This is a genomic window from Rhodothermus bifroesti (assembly GCF_017908595.1).
GTDB classification, from domain to species: Bacteria; Bacteroidota; Rhodothermia; order Rhodothermales; family Rhodothermaceae; genus Rhodothermus; species Rhodothermus bifroesti.
This window is the reverse complement of the sequence record NZ_JAGKTL010000001.1, coordinates 91,141-109,238: the sequence shown is the minus strand read 5'-3', so window position 1 is coordinate 109,238 and position 18,098 is coordinate 91,141. Positions and strand designations below refer to the sequence as shown.

The window sequence follows — 18,098 nt, the reverse complement described above, 5'->3', positions numbered from 1 at the left end:
ATTATGGAACAGCTCGTGCTGGGGATCGTTCACCCGTCCCCCTGCAAGGAAACCTTGCGGCGTGTGAAAAATACAGAAGGACAGCTGGAGGGTTTTACAAAATGTGGGGGGGAATGTAGTTTTGCGCTGTTTACCACCTTCAGGGGAGGGCCTGTTGCCACCAGGTGCGATCCTGAACCGCAAAGCCCGCGTTCTTTGAATGCGTTTTTTCACGGCAGGTCCTGTTGGAGGCAGGACTGGACCGTGATGCGCTAGCGGCTGGTGAGTGTGTAAGCTAAAGAGGACGTGACATGTAGCGTAACTTAGCGTCTTCCGGCGTCCTCCTACCCTTCGCTCACCAGGACTGCGGTTGTATGGGGTGCCTCCTTCAGGAGGCATTGTTTGTGAACCATACAATGTTTCCCCGTTTGTGGCAGACGGGGGGTGCAAACCAAAAGGAGGGTAGCCAATGCAAGCACTCGGAAGGCAGATCTTGGTCGAGTTTTACAACTGCGACCGGGAGGTGCTCAACAATGAAGCGTTAATCCGTGAAATTCTCATCGAAGGTGTCCGGCGGTCCCGTGCTACCGTCATCACCGACACGTTTCACTCCTTCAGTCCTCACGGCGTCAGCGGCGTTGTGGTTATTGCCGAGTCGCATGTAGCGATCCATACCTGGCCCGAGCACGGCTATGCCGCTGTGGACATTTTTACTTGCGGCGAAACCATTGACCCTTGGGTCATCCAGCGCTACTTGGAAGAGCGGTTCAGGGCACGGAATGTGTCGAGTATGGAGCTTAAACGCGGGCTCTTTCCAGAGCGCGTGCCGCACAAGCCTGTGGTCGAAGAAGTGGTTGCAGCTTAAAACAAACCGCATGAGTTTGCTTTGTGGGTAGGCGGCGTGGCCCGCTCCGTGGAAGGGAGTGGCACGCCGCTTTTTCCGTCTTAGCTTTCAGCATTGCCTATGGCCTCACCCAAACAACATCAGTTGCAATACACCGAATTTTGGCAACAACGCACAGGCATCACCTTTGGGGTTGAACGCGTCCTGTTTGATCGTCAGAGTGCTTATCAACGCGTGCAGGTCTTGGAGACCGATGCCTTTGGTCGCCTGCTGACGCTCGATGGTTTGGTGATGCTGACCGAGCGTGATGAATTTGTTTACCATGAAATGATTGCCCATCCGGCACTGTGTCTTTTGCCGCATCCCCGTCGGGTGTTGATCGTAGGGGGAGGCGATGGGGGTACGCTACGGGAAGTATTGCGCCACGCGACCGTCGAGCAGGTCGACCTGGTTGAAATTGACGAGGTCGTCATTGAGGCTTCGCGCGCGTTTTTTCCAGCGCTTAGTGTGGCCTTCGATGACCCCCGAGCGCGCATCCATGTAGCCGACGGTGTAGCCTTTGTGCAACAGGCCCAAGCGGCCAGCTATGACCTCATTATCGTTGATGCGACCGATCCTGTGGATTTTGCCGAGGGTTTGTTTGGCGAGGCGTTCTATCGCGATTGCGCGCGGATTTTGACAGCCGACGGCATTCTGGTTACGCAAAGCGAGTCGCCTTTTGATCCTACGTTTCAGCGCTCTATTCAAGCTGCTTATGCTATGCTAGGCCGCATTTTTGGTCGCGTGTACATGTATTTAGCTCATATTCCGACCTATCCTATGGGGCTCTGGTCGTTTACGCTAGCCAGCAAACGGCTGCATCCTGTCGAACATTTTGATTTTAAGCGAGCGGTTGACCGGCTTGCCCCATTTGCCGAGCAGCTCCGCTATTACAATGCAACGCTGCACCGCGCAGCTTTTGCTTTGCCCAGTTTTGTGCAACGCCTTTTTGAAGTAGCGGCGCCACCGTTTCAAGAGGACAATGCCCAAAGCGACACCATCGGGTAGCGCAAGACCAAGAAACCTTCCAAGAGCTGACGGTTGAAATTAATAAAGCCGTTGACCAGGTAGATCTCTTCCGGGGTGCAGTTGTAGAGCAGCTTGACTTCGCGTTTGCTCTGGCGGCGATCGATCGTTAGGATGGCGCCTACCAGTCCTTGATTCCCATGGCCGATAAACACGTCTATCGGCTGTCCATCGCTACTCTGGGTGCCGTGGATAAAGCCATAGTCGATGGGATAGATGATTTCTGGAAACAGTGGATGACGGCTGCGGTAGGGACGGTCGATGGTCCATCCCTGTTGCTGGATCAAGGCTTCCCAGTCGGCCCAGCGGAAATGCTGGGCAAAGAGGGCCAAAAATGGCGCGCTGTAGGTCATGGCCCGCCTAAGGGCGTGGGGAGGCCGTTTCGGGCAGGACAACGCGAATGTGCAGCTCTTCCAGCTGTTCGGGCGAGACTTCGTCGGGTGTGTTCGACATCAACTCCTGGGCTCGCTGCGTTTTGGGGAAAGCAATGACGTCGCGAAGGGATCCGGCCCCGGCCAGTAGCATGACGATGCGGTCCAGACCCAGCGCAATGCCTCCGTGCGGTGGCGCGCCGTAGCGAAAAGCCGTAAGGAGAAAACCAAAACGCCGCTCGGCTTCTGCATCGTCGATTCCCAGTAGGCGAAACATACGGCGCTGGACATCCTGGCGGTGAATACGGATTGACCCTCCGCCGATTTCATTGCCGTTGAGCACCAAGTCGTAGGCACGGGCACGCACGCTACCGGGGTCGACTTCCAGCCTGTCCAGGTCATCGGGATGGGGCGAGGTGAAGGGATGATGCATAGCGTAGTAACGTTGGGTTTCCTCATCCCATTCCAACAACGGGAAATCCGTAACCCATAGGAAGTGCCAAGGCCCTTCGCCCGTCGGGGGAATCAGATTCTGCTCGCGTGCTATATGAAGGCGCAACGCTCCGGCTTGCAGATAGACCTGGGGCTTAGGACCGGCCAGCAGCAAGACCAAATCTCCCGCCTGGGCCTGGAGGACGGTCAGGGCGTGTTGCACCACCTCTGGCCGAAGCACGTGCTCTTTGACCGAGCTGTAGACCGGACCCCCATCGCTTGGGAGCTTAAAGTAGACCAAACCGCTGGCGCCAATTTGCTTCCGTACCACCTCTTTGTCCAGTCGGTCCATGTAGGCACGCCCTTGATCGCCCATGCCGGGCACGACCAGCGCCACGACCGTTCCGCCCTGCTCCAGGACGCTTTCAAACACCCGAAAGCCAGATCCTTGAAACACGGAGCCCAGTTCCTGGAGCTCCAGGCCAAAGCGCGTATCCGGTTTATCAGAGCCAAAACGGCGCAGCGCTTCATCATAGCGCATGCGCGGGAAGGGGCGCGGCAGGGTTATGCCCTTGATTTCCTGCCAGATGGCCTGAATAAGCCCTTCAATAAGCTCGAAAATTTGCGCTTCGGTGGGAAACGTCATCTCGACGTCGATTTGCGTAAACTCCGGCTGGCGATCTGCCCGCAGGTCTTCATCACGGAAACACTTGACGATCTGGAAGTAGCGGTCCAAACCCGCTACCATTAGGATTTGTTTGTACGTCTGCGGCGACTGAGGTAGGGCGTAGAACTTTCCAGGATGCAAGCGGCTGGGTACCAAAAAGTCGCGCGCGCCTTCGGGCGTTGACTTCATCAAGACTGGTGTTTCCACCTCAACAAAACCATGGGCATCGAAGTAGCGCCGCGTAACCTGATAGACCCGGTGGCGCAGCAGCAGGTTACGTTGCAACTCTGGGCGCCGCAGGTCTAGGTAGCGATACTTAAGCCGCACGTCTTCGCTTGCAGCCGTGCGCTTTTCTTCGTGGGCTGAGATCGGGAAAGGCAGGGGTTCCGATGTGTTTAGCACGACCAAGTCGCGCACGCGCACCTCAACTTCGCCAGTGGCCAACTTAGGATTGACGGTTTCCGGTGTGCGCTTTTGCACAATGCCGCGCACCGAAATCACATATTCGCTACGCAGACGTTCGGCTTTCTGGTAGGCGCTTATGCTGTCCTGGGGGGAAAAGACCAGCTGCGTCAGCCCGTAGCGATCGCGCAAGTCGATAAAGATTACACCGCCTAAGTCGCGTCGGGTATCGACCCAGCCTTTTAGCACCACTTCTTGGCCTACATGCTCAGCGCGCAAGTCGCCGCAGGTGTGCGTGCGCGGTCCATGCGTGTCGTGTTCTAGCGCAGAATTTTCTTGGACATGCGGGGTGCTCATGCGAACTTTTAGATCACTCGTTGGAGAAAATGAAACCGCCGGGCGAATATACGGCGCCCTAGACCGTCTTCACAGCGAATACCTTCTAAAAAAGAGCAAAGGCTCGGTTCCAGCGCCAGCACATGTTTCTTTCGTCCAAAAGAATTGCTAAGCTTAGACGTTCTCGTCAAGGACAAAACCTGATGTATTGCGATGTGTGCCTCAGCGCAAAAGATGCAGGCTGCAGCTGCGACCTATGAGCGCGGATTCTTTGGGCATCCCCGAGGGTTGGCTACGCTGTTTTTTACGGAGCTCTGGGAGCGCTTCAGCTACTATGGCATGCGGGCGCTGTTAGTGTTGTTTATGACTACAGCCACGACCGCTGCTAATCCTGGTCTGGGATACGATGTCGGCAAGGCCGCAGCCATCTATGGGCTATACACGTTTTTCGTCTACGTACTTTCGCTGCCTGGTGGATGGTTGGCCGACAAGCTTTGGGGCCAGCGCCGGGCTGTTTTTGTCGGCGGTGTGATCATCGCAATGGGCCATTTTACGATGGCGATTCCTGCCGAGCCGACGTTTTTCCTCGGCTTGTTTTTCATCGTGATCGGAACAGGGCTGCTCAAACCGAACGTAAGCACCATCGTCGGGGAGCTCTACCCAGAGGGCGGTGCGCGGCGAGATGCCGGCTTTTCCATTTTCTACATGGGCATTAATATTGGCGCTGTGCTTGGGCCGACGCTATGCGGACTGCTGGGCGAAGGCTATAATTGGCATCTAGGCTTTTCGCTAGCGGGCGTGGGTATGGTGGCTGGACTGATTTCCTACAAGCTCGGGGAAAAATACCTAGGGGAAGCTGGGCTTTTTCGGCCTGAGCCAGGTGAAGATGCCGCGGTGCTGGCACGACGTGCACGTCGCTTTTACACTGGCGCTGCAGTAATGGCCGCGCTCATTGTAGTGGTGGGCTACTTGATTGCAACCGGCCACTTCCCAATAGCGCTGGAGACCCTGGCGCAAAGCCTGGGGGTGATTGTTGTGGTAGTTACGCTGCTGTTTTTTGCGTACATCTTTTTCTTTGGGGGGCACACCGCGCTGGAAAAACGCCGCTTGGGCGTTATTCTCTGGCTTTTTGTGTTGGCCGCGCTTTTCTGGTCCGGTTTTGAACAGGCTGGCTCTTCGTTGAACTTATTTGCTCGAGATCTCACCAACCGGCAACTGGGCGACTGGGAAATGCCGGCCAGCATGTTGCAGAACATCAATCCCTTGTTCATTATCCTTTTTGCTCCGATTTTTGGCTGGCTTTGGACTTGGCTTGCGCAGCGACAAGCCAATCCTTCGATTCCTGTAAAATTCGCTTTAGGCCTTCTAGGATTAGCTGCCGGGTTTTTTGTCCTTTCCTGGGGTGCAGCGCACGCCACACCCGAAAGCCCCGTCTCGCCAATGTGGTTGGTTGTAACGTATTTTCTGCATACCTGTGGTGAGCTGTGCCTGTCGCCAGTGGGGCTGTCTTCGGTCACGAAGCTGGCTCCACGAGGCCGGGTAGGACAGATGATGGGGGTTTGGTTTATCGCAGCGGCTTTAGGGAATCTGTTTGCGGGACTGATTGCAGGGCGGCTTGAGACGTTGGCACCAGCGGCGCTTTTCCAGAGCGTTGCGTTGATTACGGGTGGTGCCGGGCTTGTCGCGTTGCTGGCGAGCCCAGCCGTCCGACGCCTGATGGGTCAGGTGGATTGATCACGTTTATCGAAATAGGATGGAATCCCATACTTTGTTTGACGCCGATTGCTTGGTGATTCCTGTGCAGCGCCTGCCGCATGCCCAAGGCCTGGAGCTGCCGGCCTATGCCACGCCTTACAGTGCCGGAATGGATCTGCGGGCAGCTATTCCGGAAGAGGCTCCCTATGTTCTGGAGCCTGGGCGTTGGGCGTTGATTCCTACCGGATTGGTGCTGGCGCTGCCCCCTGGCTACGAGGCTCAGGTGCGTCCGCGCAGTGGCCTAGCTGCACGGCATGGCGTTACGGTACTCAATAGTCCAGGCACTATTGATGCGGACTATCGGGGTGAGGTCAAGGTGCTGTTGATTAATCTCGGACCAGAGCCGTTTGTGATTCGCCGCGGTGAGCGCATCGCGCAGCTGGTGGTGGCCCGCCATGCACGGGTCGCCTGGGAAGAGCGCGCTGCGCTGGACGATACCGAGCGGGGCAGCGGGGGATTTGGATCAACAGGGCGCGCCTAAAAGGCCGGGCTGATCCGAACCCACAGCGAAGGGCGGTAGCCCTGACCCATATCGCGCAGGGGCCAAGCCAGTTCTAGCCGCATGCTGCGTCCATGATCGAACCCTAGGCCGATACCCGCCGAAGGCAGCAGGTCACGCATGCGAAAGGCGTTGTGGCCAAAGGCATTCACCCAGCCTACATCCGCAAAGGCCAGAAACACCACGTCGTCAATCACCCTGCCAGGGATCAGCGAGACGCCCTGCATTGTCCATTCCACGTTGCCCAATACCATGCGGGTACCGCTAAAAGCATTTTGCGCATAGCCACGCACTGAACCAATACCCCCTAGCGTCACATGCTTTTGCAAGGGTGCATTGTCGCTGGTCCACATGCCCCGCAGGCGTAGATTTAGCCGACTGTAGTGTCCAGTAAACAAATAGAGGCGGGCGTCTCCAAGGTAGCGCACAAAGCGCAAATCGCCACCCAGCCCACGACCCCATTCTGCCAACAAGCGCACAGCCCATCCCGATGGAAGTGCCCTGTAGTTGACAACGCGACCAGCATCAAGGCTGAGTAAGAGCGCATGCTCGCGGCCTTCCTCAGCAGGCAGATTGGGCAGAAAGGCTTCGCGTTTGAACAGGGACCAGCGCGTTTGTCGGCTCAACGCACGATGCGCTTCAGCACGAAAGCCTACACCGAGCTGGCTGTAGCGTGTAAGCCGCTGCACCGCATAAAGTTGCCAGCCTTCGACTTCATAATAGAGATGATAGAAGTCATGGCCAAAGAAGAAAGCGGCCAGGGTATTCTCGACAGGAGAAGTTTTCCAGAGGTCTTCGGTTACGGTGTTGCGAAAATATCCTCCACCTAACTTCAGGGCGTATTCAGGGTTATGGGCTGGATCTAGTATGGTTTCGCCACCGATTTCGTAGCGCCACCGGCGCAGGGCAAAGGCATAGCTTAACTGGCCCAACAGGCGTACGCGGTCGAACTCGGTCCACTCTAGGGGCTTGGTGGCTAACCCGAACACCAAGCCTTCAACGCGGTTGTAGCGCGCTGGTGGCAGCGCGTGGTACAAGGCTAACTCCCGGAACGGCCAGCGATGGGGAAATTCCCCTGCAAGCGCAGCCATTGACCGAGGCTTTCGGCACTCAAGTGGCCAAAATGCGTCGCACGTTGCTTGGTGCGGGGAGGAGCTTGGCAAGGTTTCTTCTTGTGTGGAGTCGATCTGCGTTGTAAAAAGTAGCCCTAAGATCAGTAAAAGCGCCATGACCTGTTACGGAAGGTTAGAGGGGTTAACCGCGCTTAGGCTACGTAAGGGCTAAACAAAAGTTACACGTGTTGCAGGAGAATACTTATCTTGCTAGAAAATGACTTCTGATTATGTCTTGGAGCATCTGTGTGTTTGAAGATGAGGGTGTAGCGCACTTGGCGCCATTGATTCACACCCGGCCTGTCTACGATTTACGTTTAGGACTACCAACGCTACTGGAGCGGACGCTAAGACTGCTGCAAGCCCCCGCGGTTTGCTTACATGCGCGCGCGTCGGTGGCCCCTGTGGCAGCACGCCTTTACCACTTTCCGGTCAACCCGAACAATATAGAAAAGGGGCTGCTCCTTTGGAATGGAAGGGTGGTGGCTGAGTCCAATGAAGTACTAGAGCGAATTCGACGGGCAGCTGCCGATCGAGAGCCATCCCGCGTGTTTGTGCAAGGCGATGCGGTTGTGGCTGCATGGTTTCCTGAAGGACTGAAACGTGCGTTGCCGGCAGCCCTGCTTTCGCGGCAGTGGCTTGACGATGGGCCTGAAGAACGCGTTGAAGGCGTGCGCTTCATTGGCCGGCTTTGGCATTTGATTGATTGGATGGAACGGGAGTTTGCCGGTGATCAAGCTACATGGACTGCCTTAGGCCAGACCGAAGTAGGAGTTACCATCCAGCCTGGCGCAGTGCTGGTCGAACGTTCGCAAATTGCGCTAAAGCGCGGTGCTGTAGTGCGGGCAGGAGCGATTTTAAACGCTACAGATGGACCCATTTATGTGGGCCCTGGGGCTATCGTATCGGAAGGGGCTGTGGTCGTAGGACCGGTCGCCATCGGTGAGGGAGCTGAGGTTCGCGTTGGTGCCCATCTGCGCAACTGCGTGGTAGGGCCTTATGTAAAGCTGGGGGGCGAGGTGCACACAAGCATTGTGCATAGTTACTCAAACAAGGCCCATGACGGCTTTCTGGGCCATGCCTATATCGGTCGCTGGTGTAACTTGGGTGCGGGGACAACGGCCTCCAACCTGCGCAACGATTACGGTCCTGTGACCCTCTACAATGAGGCGCTAGGCATGTTTGAGTCCTCAGGACGCCAATTTTTAGGCGTGTTTATTGGAGATCACACCAAAACAAGCATTGGCACTACGTTCAACACAGGAACGGTTGTAGGGGTGAGTTGCAATCTTTATGGTCCAGGATTCCATGCACGCTATGTACCTTCGTTTTCCTGGGGCTCACCCAGCGAAGGGTATGTGCCGTTTCGGCTAGAAAAAGCGCTACGCGTGGCCGAGGCTGTAATGGCCCGTCGGCAGCACAGGCTTGACGAAGCGGAACGCTTGGCCTTAACAGCTGTCTTCGAGGCGATTCATGCCGATAAAACTTGAGGCGGCTCGTTGCTTTCTTTGTGCCGAAAGGGATGGACGCAAGCTTGCACTTTTGGGCTTTAAGCTCCTGAGGTCATCAGGATAGCTATCAAAGCAGTGATGCTTCTTGGCATTTTATCGGATACGCATGGTTTTTTCCATCCAGCGCTACCTGAAGTTTTGCGCGGTGCCCATCTTATTCTGCATGCAGGGGATGTAGGTGGGCTTGAGATCCTAGAGCGCCTGAAGGAGATTGCGCCCGTACAGGCAGTGTATGGCAATATTGATAGTCCTGAGCTGCGGCGGCGGTTGCCCGAGCAGGTCGACCTCACCCTTGAAGGGTTGCGCTTTTGGATGACCCATATAGGGGGGCATCCAGGGCGTTGGGCGCGTGGGGTTGGTCCTAAGCTGCGTAAGGATCGGCCGGACGTATTCATCTGTGGTCACAGTCATATTTTGCAGATCGAGCGCGTGCCTTCGCTAGGCGGCATGTTGTACATCAATCCGGGTGCAGCTGGGCGTGAGGGTCCCCATCGCATCAAAACCTGCGTGCGACTGTACGTGGCCGAAGGCCGTGCGCTGAAGGCCGAGGTGGTTCATCTGGATGAAGAGAAGTTTGGGACATGACCGATCGCTTCGACCTGCGGGCGCTTTACGAAGCCAGCCGGCTGCTGAGCACTTCAGGCGACCGCAACGCCATTGTGCGCACCTTGCTGCTTTCCGCGCTGAGCAAATTGCTTGTTACTCGGGGTGTTGTTTTGCTTTGGGAGCCGCTGGTGCAGCGTTTTCGCGTAGCCGATGTGCGTGGTCCAGTAGGTATGGCACCTGGTGAAGAGCTTACGCTGCCACAACCCGTCGCTGACCGCTTGCTGCTTGAGGCCGAAGTGCCTGAAGTGCTCAGGCAACGCAGCCTGTGCCTAGTTGTCCCTTTGATGTTTCGTCACCGTCTGTTGGGGCTTCTCTCGCTGGGGCGCAAGGCTACGGGCGAAGGCTTTTCCAAGCGGGAATTGGAGTTCATTCAAGCGTTAGCCACGCTTTCGGCCGCCGCCTTGCACAATGCCTTGCTGATCGAAGAGCTGCAGCAGGCAAACCGTGACCTAGACCTGCGTTTGCAGCAGCTCAATACGCTCTTTGAGCTGGCCCAGGAATTCAATGCTACGATCGACCGCGAACAGCTAGCGCATTTGCTTTCGCTAGCGCTCATGGGACAGCTTTTGGTCAATCGCTACGTGCTGCTCATTCGGCTGGAAGGAACGGAACGGCCTTCTTCATTTCAGGTGCTGGCTGCACGGGGGTTGCCTACAACGCTGCGGTCAGAGCAAATCGAACACTTAGCGCGATTGGAACACCCCTTGCTCTTGGAGGATGCACCACCCGTATGGGATTGGCTGCGGGCTTTGCAGCTTTATCTTATCCTGCCAATTCGCCAGCAAGGTGAAACGCAAGCCATTCTAGGCCTTGGGCGCCGCATGAATAACCTCCCTTACGGTCCAGAGGAAGTAGAATTTCTGTATGCTTTGGGCACGCTAGCGGCCACGGCTATTCGAAATACGTTGCTTGTTGAAGTGCAAGTCGAAAAGCGCCGCCTAGAGCGCGAAATGCAACTGGCCCGTCAAATTCAGCAGCGTTTGCTCCCCCGCCAGCTGCCTCAGGTGCCCGGCGTAGAATTGGCTGCCTGCGCACGGACAAGCCAGCAGGTAGGCGGCGATTACTATGATGTGCTCCAGGAGCCTGGAGGCAGCCTACGCTTGGCGATTGCCGATGTAACGGGCAAAGGGCTCCCTGCCGCTTTGCTGATGGCAAACTTGCAGGCATGTCTGCATATGGCCGTACCCCTAGCGCTGTCGCTTGAAACCAGCACGGTGCACATCAATCGCGTTGTTTGCGAAAATACCGAGGCAGATCGCTTTATTACTTTTTTTCAGGCACGATATGAGCCCACAACGCGCCAGCTTGTGTACGTCAATGCTGGCCATAATCCTCCATTACTGCTGCGGGCCTCTGGGGAAGTACTTTCCCTTACCCATGGAGGATTGTTGCTGGGGGTATTCCCGCAGGCACACTATGAAGCCGAACAGCTTTCGCTTACGCCGGGTGACGTGCTCGTGCTCTACACCGATGGGGTTACGGAAGTGGCCAATGCTAAAGAAGAGCTCTTTGGGGAAAAACGCCTGCTCGCGTGTCTCGAGACACACCGCAATGCCTCGGCTCAGGCCATTGTGGAGGCCGTACGCCAGGCGGTTGAGGCGTTTACAGGCCGTGAGGCTGGATATGAGGACGATTTCACCTTGCTTGTGTTGAAGATTGTGCCCCTCTGAAGTTAGCGCAGCGTCAAGCGCAGCCCGGCCAGCAAGCGCGGTGAAGATTCGTCTGTTTCTGAAGACCAAAACAGCAAAGGCAAACCCACAAAGGGCGAGAGCTGATAGGAAGGGCGGTTATATTCAACCCCACCACGCATCCACAAGATACCACCACTGTAGGTGCTTTCTCCAACGGGTGCTTCGTCGCTGCGCTTGCCAGCCCGGACTTCACGGGTTTCGCGGTCCGATTCCATCAGCGTGTAGTGGCGCGCGCTACCTGTCATGCCGACAAATACGTTGCTTCGCGCAGGATTAAGCAGTAGCGCATATTGCATCATCAGGTGCAGCTCCCATCCAAAAGCACGCAAATAGGTAATTTCAAAACGCGGTAGAGGTTCGGTAATCAGAGGCACTTCGGTAGGTTCTTCGGCCTGCAGCGGGGTCCAGCGTTCATACCCCGCCCGCACGCGGCGCAGGCCAAGGGCATACGTAGCCGCCACGACCGGTGAGAGGAGCGAAGACGTAAGTAGGGCCAAATCAATTTGGGGGAAACCGAGTGAGCCGTCCAGCGAAGGGTCAACAGCCAGACGAATAGCGTAGCTGCCTTCGTCGGCTGTCTGGTAATACTTGAGGAGAATCCAGTCGAGCGACATGGTGCCTCCGCTGGTGCCGCTGCTAGCATTGAGCACAGTGCCAATGTCCAGCACATCACTGAGCGCATAGGTCAGATGAAAGCGCAGGCCAATTGGCAGTCCAAATAGTCCACTACTGGTTGGCCCGCCTTCAGGGTTGAGGGCGCGGGCGCAACAGTACAGCTCTGTGCTCACCGCATAACCATCAAAAAATACGCGCCGGGCGCTTTCTCCTTGGTAAAGGGCGTCGCTTGTACGGGTTGGATGCTGGGCAGTTGCCGTTGCCGTGAGCCCTGCGCCAAGGAGCAAGCACACACCGCCTAGGCGAGGCCAACGGACCAGTGCTTGAAGTTTAAGGCGATGCATAGGGGGCGAGGGGTGGTGGAGGGCGTAAGGTAACTAGAAAGCAACCCTTACCCCTAATTTAAAAAAATTGGCAAAAAAATCCACCCCTTCTCTTTGGTTATATCACTAGGCTTTCTCCAGGTTTAAGCACCCGCATCGTAAAACCTTCCTGTTCAAGTCGCTGCCGGCACTGTTCGATGTCGATCTGAATGGGCGGGAACGTGTTATAATGAATAGGAATGATTAGCTTGGGCTTGAGCATTTTGGCGGCGCGGACGGCCCCTTCGGTTCCCATCGTAAACAGGTCGCCTACCGGCATGAGGGCCACATCGATCGCGTAGTCTTCGCCATACCAGGCCATTTCGGCAAAGGGGCACGTGTCTCCCAGGTCGTAGATCACTTTCCCTTCAAGCTCCAGAATGTACCCGTTTGGATTGCCGCCGTAGGTACCATCAGGAAAAGAAGAAGAGTGGCGTGCATAGGTCTGCGTAACGCGTCCCCACGGGAATTGCCAGGAACCCCCGGTGTTCATAGGGTGCACATTGCGGTGCCCGTGCTTTTGGGCATACTGGGTAATTTCAAAGTTTGCAACAAGCAGCGCGTTGGTGCGACGTGCAATTTCCAACGCATCGCCCCAGTGGTCGCCATGAGCATGGGTGAGCAGAATCACGTCGGGCCGTAGCTGCGCGGCCGTTACAATACCTTGCGTGTGAGGATTGCCAGTGATAAAGGGGTCGAACAGCAGCGTTGTGCCATTCGTCTCGATCTGAAATGCAGAATGACCAAAATAGGTGAGCTTCATGGCCGATTCGGGTTTAGGTTGCACAAAAATCTCCTAATTAAATAAACATGCCTGAGGCCTTTTTTGCCAGTAGGGCTGCCGTTTGGGGGTTTAAAGCACTGCTACGTATTTTTGTCGCTAGATTTTTACAAAGCGATCCGGCTATGGAACCAGCGGCGATGCCACCATCCTCTTCTGGACCCTACGTTGCTCCCGAGCGCTCACTCCCAGAGATTACACTTAAGGCCCTGATACTGGGCGTTGTGTTGGCTGCTGTGCTGGCTGCGGCGAATGCCTATCTGGGGCTGAAGGTGGGCATGACCGTTTCGGCTTCTATCCCAGCAGCTGTGATTTCAATGGGCGTGTTCCGGCTATTTCGGCGCGCGAATATTCTCGAGAACAACATCGTCCAGACGGCAGCTTCGGCGGGAGAGGCTATCGCAGCTGGTGTCATTTTTACGCTACCAGCGCTCATTTTGCTGGGCTATTGGCAAGGCTTTCCGTACTTGGATACGCTGGCTGTGGCGGCTACTGGAGGCGTTCTGGGCGTGCTGTTCACGATTCCGCTGCGTCGTGCCCTCATTGTAGAAGGAGGGTTGCGTTTTCCGGAAGGGATTGCCACAGCGGAAGTGCTTATCGTTGGTGGCCAAGGCGGTCGCGGCGTGCGCGACATTGCCCTAGCTGCTGTTGTGGGTGGGTTAGTCAAGCTTTTACAGACGGGCTTTCGGGTGTTCGCTGGCACGGTCGACGCCGCCGTACAGGTGGGTCGCGCTTTATTTGGTTTTGGCAGTGAGCTTGGCGTAGCGCTTTTGGCTGTAGGGTACATTGTTGGTTTACGCATTGCCACGTTGGTGTTTGCTGGCGGCTTGGTAGCTTGGCTTTTCGGCATTCCGCTGTACACCGCCCTGCAGGGGCTGCCTCAAGGCGTTGTGGGCTATGAGGCCGCACTGCAGGTTTGGAGCAGCAAGATTCGCTATCTGGGGGTAGGTGCGATGGCGGTTGGGGGCATCTGGGCTTTACTGTCGCTGTTAAAACCGCTTCGCGACGGCGTGCGCGCTTCCTGGCAAGCATTTCGGGCTGTAGGCCAAGGGCAACAAACCGCTGTGCCGCGTACCGAGCGCGATACGCCTATCCCTTTTGTGCTCATCGGCACGCTGGTCTTGATCCTACCTTTGAGTGTTGTTTTTCTACACGTCATTGATGCCCCGAGTTTAGGGCTTTTCGGGGGTGCTTATGGGATGACAATCGTTTTTGCTGTTTTGTTTGCGCTGATAGCTGGTTTTCTATTTTCGTCAGTGGCTGCTTACATGGCAGGGTTGGTCGGCTCCTCCAATAATCCAATTTCGGGGGTGACGATTGCGACCATTTTGACGGCTGCGTTGCTGCTTTTGCTGCTTTTGGGACAGGGCTTTGGCGTACGTATCGATGCCTCACGTGCAGTGACTGCAGCAGCCACGACCATTTTGATTGGTGCGGTGGTTTGCTGTGCTGCTGCTATTGCAGGTGACAATATGCAGGACCTCAAGACGGGCTATCTCGTAGGCGCTACGCCCTATAAGCAGCAGATTATGCAGATCGTGGGTACGCTTACAGGTGCCCTTGTGGTGGCCCCTGTGCTGGAGCTGCTGTTTAACGCTTATGGCCTGGGGGGCGTCTTGCCCCGTCCTAACATGGATCCCGGGCAAATGCTGGCCGCACCGCAGGCTAGCCTAATGCAGTCGGTAGCCCAGGGTGTCTTTAATCGGAGCCTGGATTGGACCATCATTGGGTTAGGTGCAACGCTGGCCGTAGCGATCATTGCGGCTGACCAATGGCTGAAGGCACGAGGGAGTAGCTTTCGGATGCCTGTGTTGGCTGTGGCTGTGGGCATTTACCTGCCCTTGGAGCTTTCTGTACCGATTTTTGTGGGGGGATGGGTGGCCTATATGGCAGGGAAGGCACGCAGCGGCGCAGAATCCTCACGTGGTGTGCTGTTTGCTTCAGGACTAATCACGGGGGAGGCGCTTATGGGCATTCTACTGGCTGTGCCGTTTGCCTTGGCGCAGAGTACTGAAGTGCTGCGTTTGGTCCCTGAAGAATTTGCACCCATGAGCCAAGCGTTGGGGGTGCTGGCTTTTCTGGGCGTGGCGCTATGGCTCTACCGGGTTGCCCGCGCGTAAGCGCACTTTCCTTTGCTTAGGCAAGGTTGGCTTGACTTGAACTTGAATAGATACTATTTTCTGCGAAACGATTCGATTTATAAATTGAAATTGTCTGCGTGAGGGTCTTGTGAAAAATTGTGAGCGCGTAGGTAAGGAGCCTCGTTTTTGCATCAATTTTCCATAGGGGTACCATGAAAAACTGGGTATGGATATGCTTAGGGGGGTGGTTGTTAGGTTGTCACGCCCCTTCACACGAAACCTCTTCGTCTGTGGAAACAACGGCATTATCGGTTAGTCGCTCAACGTTTGGGCAGTTGCCCGATGGCCGCATGGTAGAGCTTTTTCAGCTCCGGAATGCGGCTGGTATGGAAGTCGAAGTGATAAACTACGGTGCAATTATCCGTGCGCTTCGCGTTCCGGATCGGGCCGGCATTTTAGGCGATGTGGTGTTGGGCTTTGATAGCCTATCGGGCTATTTGCAGCCGCATCCCTATATGGGTGCTGTCGTAGGTCGCTATGCTAACCGCATTGGTGGAGCGCGTTTTGTTCTGGAGGGCACCACCTATGAGCTGGCGGCCAACGATGGTCCCAATCACTTGCATGGGGGAATCAAAGGCTTTGATAAGGTGCTCTGGCAGGCCGAGCCGTTTTCAAATGGGACGGAATCTGGCGTGCGTTTCACCTACGTGAGCCCTGACGGGGAAGAAGGCTATCCAGGCACGCTGCATGTAGCGGTTACCTATACGCTAACGGATACCAATGCGTTGGTGATCGACTATGAGGCGACGACCGACAAGCCTACAATTGTTAACCTAACGCAGCATGCCTATTTTAATTTGGCGGGTCAAGGAGACATTTTGAATCATGAGCTGCAAATCTTTGCCGACTTCTTTACCCCAGTAGACGAGCGGCTCATCCCTACAGGAGAGATTCTTTCGGTTGCAGGCACTCCCTTCGATTTCCGACAGGCGCAGCGCATTGGCGCCCGCATTCATGCTGCCGATGTGCAGCTGCAGCGTGGTCGGGGATACGACCACAACTTCGTGCTGCAGCGCCGAGAGCGGGGCACGTTGGAGCTCGCTGCTCGCGTTTACGAACCTACTACGGGACGGGTAATGACGGTCTACACCACGGAGCCAGGTCTGCAGTTCTACAGTGGCAACTTTCTCGACGGCTCGCTTCAGGGCAAAGGGGGGAGGGTCTACGCTCTTCGCACGGGTTTTTGCCTGGAGACGCAGCATTTTCCAGACTCCCCCAACAAAACCCATTTTCCCTCACCGGTGCTGCGCCCAGGTGAGACGTACCGCTCGCGGACAGTTTACGCTTTTAGCGTGCTCCAATAAAGTTTGGACTAACCCCTGATAACCTTTCGCTCGTGACCATGATGCGTACACGCTTACTTGTAGGGGTATTACTTTGCCTCGGGCTATCTCCGCATGCGGTATTGCGCGCTCAGGAAGCGCTCCCAACGCACCAGTTGGTGATCTATGCGGATCAAGGGCAGGTGCAGATTAGCCGGCATATTTACGGCCATTTTATAGAGCACTTGGGCTATGGCATTTATGGGGGTTTTTGGCAGCGGGATGCTCAAGGTCGCTGGCACCTGCGCCAAGATATTATTGAAGCCCTTCGGCACATTCGCATTCCAAACTTGCGTTGGCCTGGGGGTTGTTTTGCCGACCTGTATCACTGGAAAGATGGAATTGGGCCTCGGGAGCAGCGTCCCCCGATCCTTAATGCTTTCTGGGGGCAGGTTGTGGAGGACAACAGCTTTGGCACGCATGAATTTATGGAACTCATAGAGGCCTTGGGTGCCGAGCCTTACATTGCCGGAAACGTAGGTAGCGGCACGCCCCGTGAAATGGCCGAATGGGTGGAGTATCTGACGGCCGAGGATGGCCCTATGGCGCGCCTGCGCAAGCAAAACGGCCGCGAAAAGCCCTGGCGCGTGCCTTTCTGGGGTGTAGGCAACGAAAGCTGGGGGTGTGGTGGCCATATGGACCCAGAGCACTATGCTGACCTTTACCGCCGCTTTGCCACCTATTTGTTTAATTACAGCGGTAATCAGCTATACAAGGTTGCTGCTGGCCCTGCTGATGCCGATACTACCTGGACGAGCGTGCTCATGCGCCACGTTTTTCGGCGCTATCCCTGGCTGATGCAGGGCATCTCCGTGCATTATTACACCTGGATTTCAAAAACGGGCAATTGGAACGACAAAGAACCAGCAGTCGGTTTTGATGAGTGGGGATGGTTTCAGGGGTTGAAGAAAGGGCTGTTTTTGGACAACGTTTTGCGCGGGCACAAGGCGGTCATGGACCGCTACGATCCAGAGAAACGCGTAGGTCTGGTTGTGGACGAATGGGGCATGTGGCATGCACCAGAGCCCGGATCGAATCCTGCCTTTCTGGTACAGCAAAACACGCTGCGCGATGCGCTTGTAGCAGCTGTTTCGTTAAACATTTTTAACCATCACGCCGATCGCGTTAAGATGGCCAACTTGGCCCAGACCATCAACGTGCTGCAGGCCCTTATCCTAACGCGCGAAGGCGAAGACACGATCGTGCGAACGCCCACCTACCACGTGTTTGACCTGTACAAGGAGCATCAGGATGCCACCTTAGTACCTATTGCCTTAGAGGCTGGCGAATACCGCTACGGTAACGAAGCCATTCCAGCCTTAAATGCCTCGGCTTCGCGCAATGCTGAAGGGGCTGTGCATCTGACCATTGCCAATCTAGATCCCCACCAGGAGCGGGTGGTTCATTGTCGCCTTGAAGGGGCACGTCCAGCACGGGTTGTCGGGCGTGTGCTTACAGCCGACGCTATGGACGCGCACAATACGTTTGAGGCGCCTAACCGGGTGCAGCCCACCGCGTTTACCGGATACCGACAGCTCGGTAATGGGGTATATGAGCTGCGCCTGCCTGCCAAGTCGGTCGTGGCACTGACGTTTTACCCGAATTGA

Annotated in this window: 15 protein-coding genes; 10 read left to right on the top strand and 5 right to left on the bottom strand. The window is 55.9% G+C overall.

The window, feature by feature from the left end:
* The first annotated feature begins 448 nt into the window (after positions 1-448).
* A complete protein-coding gene (speD, locus tag J8E65_RS00355) occupies positions 449-844 on the top strand; it encodes an adenosylmethionine decarboxylase (RefSeq protein WP_210373365.1) in 396 nt (131 codons plus the stop codon).
* A gap of 99 nt (positions 845-943) precedes the next feature.
* Positions 944-1,870, top strand: coding sequence for a polyamine aminopropyltransferase (gene speE / locus J8E65_RS00350; protein WP_210373364.1), 927 nt, complete (start codon positions 944-946; stop codon positions 1,868-1,870).
* Here speE and J8E65_RS00345 read toward each other — a convergent pair.
* Positions 1,834-2,241 carry an inorganic diphosphatase gene (locus J8E65_RS00345; RefSeq protein ID WP_210373363.1) on the bottom strand — a complete coding sequence of 136 codons (408 nt, stop codon included), beginning with the start codon at positions 2,239-2,241 and terminating at the stop codon, positions 1,834-1,836. The two genes, speE and J8E65_RS00345, sit on opposite strands and share 37 nt — an antisense overlap.
* A 7-nt stretch (positions 2,242-2,248) precedes the next feature.
* Positions 2,249-4,117, bottom strand: coding sequence for an aspartate--tRNA ligase (aspS, locus tag J8E65_RS00340; RefSeq protein WP_210373362.1), 1,869 nt, complete (start codon positions 4,115-4,117; stop codon positions 2,249-2,251).
* A 192-nt stretch (positions 4,118-4,309) separates the two neighbouring features.
* Between aspS and J8E65_RS00335 the strand changes: the two genes are divergently transcribed.
* Both J8E65_RS00335 and dut read left to right on the top strand, forming a co-directional pair.
* On the top strand, positions 4,310-5,830 hold the full coding sequence (locus J8E65_RS00335) for a peptide MFS transporter (RefSeq protein WP_210373361.1): 1,521 nt from the start codon (positions 4,310-4,312) through the stop codon (positions 5,828-5,830).
* Between the two features lie 19 nt (positions 5,831-5,849).
* Positions 5,850-6,332 carry a dUTP diphosphatase gene (gene dut / locus J8E65_RS00330; RefSeq protein WP_210373360.1) on the top strand — a complete coding sequence of 161 codons (483 nt, stop codon included), beginning with the start codon at positions 5,850-5,852 and terminating at the stop codon, positions 6,330-6,332.
* On the opposite strand, the gene J8E65_RS00325 is transcribed toward dut, so the two are convergent.
* Positions 6,329-7,441, bottom strand: coding sequence for a BamA/TamA family outer membrane protein (locus tag J8E65_RS00325; protein ID WP_237181486.1), 1,113 nt, complete (start codon positions 7,439-7,441; stop codon positions 6,329-6,331). The two genes, dut and J8E65_RS00325, sit on opposite strands and share 4 nt — an antisense overlap.
* Before the next feature lie 251 nt (positions 7,442-7,692).
* Between J8E65_RS00325 and J8E65_RS00320 the strand changes: the two genes are divergently transcribed.
* From J8E65_RS00320 to J8E65_RS00310, 3 genes are all read left to right on the top strand, one after another.
* Positions 7,693-8,952, top strand: coding sequence for a putative sugar nucleotidyl transferase (locus J8E65_RS00320; RefSeq protein ID WP_210373358.1), 1,260 nt, complete (start codon positions 7,693-7,695; stop codon positions 8,950-8,952).
* A 99-nt stretch (positions 8,953-9,051) separates the two neighbouring features.
* Positions 9,052-9,558, top strand: a complete 507-nt coding sequence (locus tag J8E65_RS00315) for a metallophosphoesterase family protein (protein WP_210373357.1) — start codon at positions 9,052-9,054, stop codon at positions 9,556-9,558.
* Positions 9,555-11,249, top strand: a complete 1,695-nt coding sequence (locus tag J8E65_RS00310) for a PP2C family protein-serine/threonine phosphatase (protein WP_210373356.1) — start codon at positions 9,555-9,557, stop codon at positions 11,247-11,249. The genes J8E65_RS00315 and J8E65_RS00310 overlap by 4 nt, the downstream gene beginning before the upstream one ends.
* A gap of 2 nt (positions 11,250-11,251) precedes the next feature.
* On the opposite strand, the gene J8E65_RS00305 is transcribed toward J8E65_RS00310, so the two are convergent.
* The gene (locus J8E65_RS00305) at positions 11,252-12,229 is read right to left on the bottom strand and encodes a hypothetical protein (RefSeq protein WP_237181485.1); all 978 of its coding nucleotides are present in this window, start codon (positions 12,227-12,229) and stop codon (positions 11,252-11,254) included.
* 97 nt (positions 12,230-12,326) lie between these two features.
* Entirely contained in the window at positions 12,327-13,010 is a 684-nt protein-coding gene (locus tag J8E65_RS00300) for a metal-dependent hydrolase (protein WP_210373355.1), read from the bottom strand.
* Positions 13,011-13,153: 143 nt separating this feature from the next.
* Between J8E65_RS00300 and J8E65_RS00295 the strand changes: the two genes are divergently transcribed.
* The 3 genes from J8E65_RS00295 to J8E65_RS00285 all read left to right on the top strand — a co-directional run bounded on the left by J8E65_RS00295 (position 13,154) and on the right by J8E65_RS00285 (position 18,098).
* Positions 13,154-15,148, top strand: coding sequence for an OPT family oligopeptide transporter (locus tag J8E65_RS00295; protein ID WP_210373354.1), 1,995 nt, complete (start codon positions 13,154-13,156; stop codon positions 15,146-15,148).
* A gap of 173 nt (positions 15,149-15,321) precedes the next feature.
* The gene (locus J8E65_RS00290; RefSeq protein WP_210373353.1) at positions 15,322-16,473 is read left to right on the top strand and encodes an aldose epimerase family protein; all 1,152 of its coding nucleotides are present in this window, start codon (positions 15,322-15,324) and stop codon (positions 16,471-16,473) included.
* Positions 16,474-16,511: 38 nt separating this feature from the next.
* Positions 16,512-18,098: an alpha-N-arabinofuranosidase gene (locus J8E65_RS00285; protein ID WP_237181484.1), complete on the top strand. Its 1,587-nt coding sequence runs from the start codon at positions 16,512-16,514 to the stop codon at positions 18,096-18,098.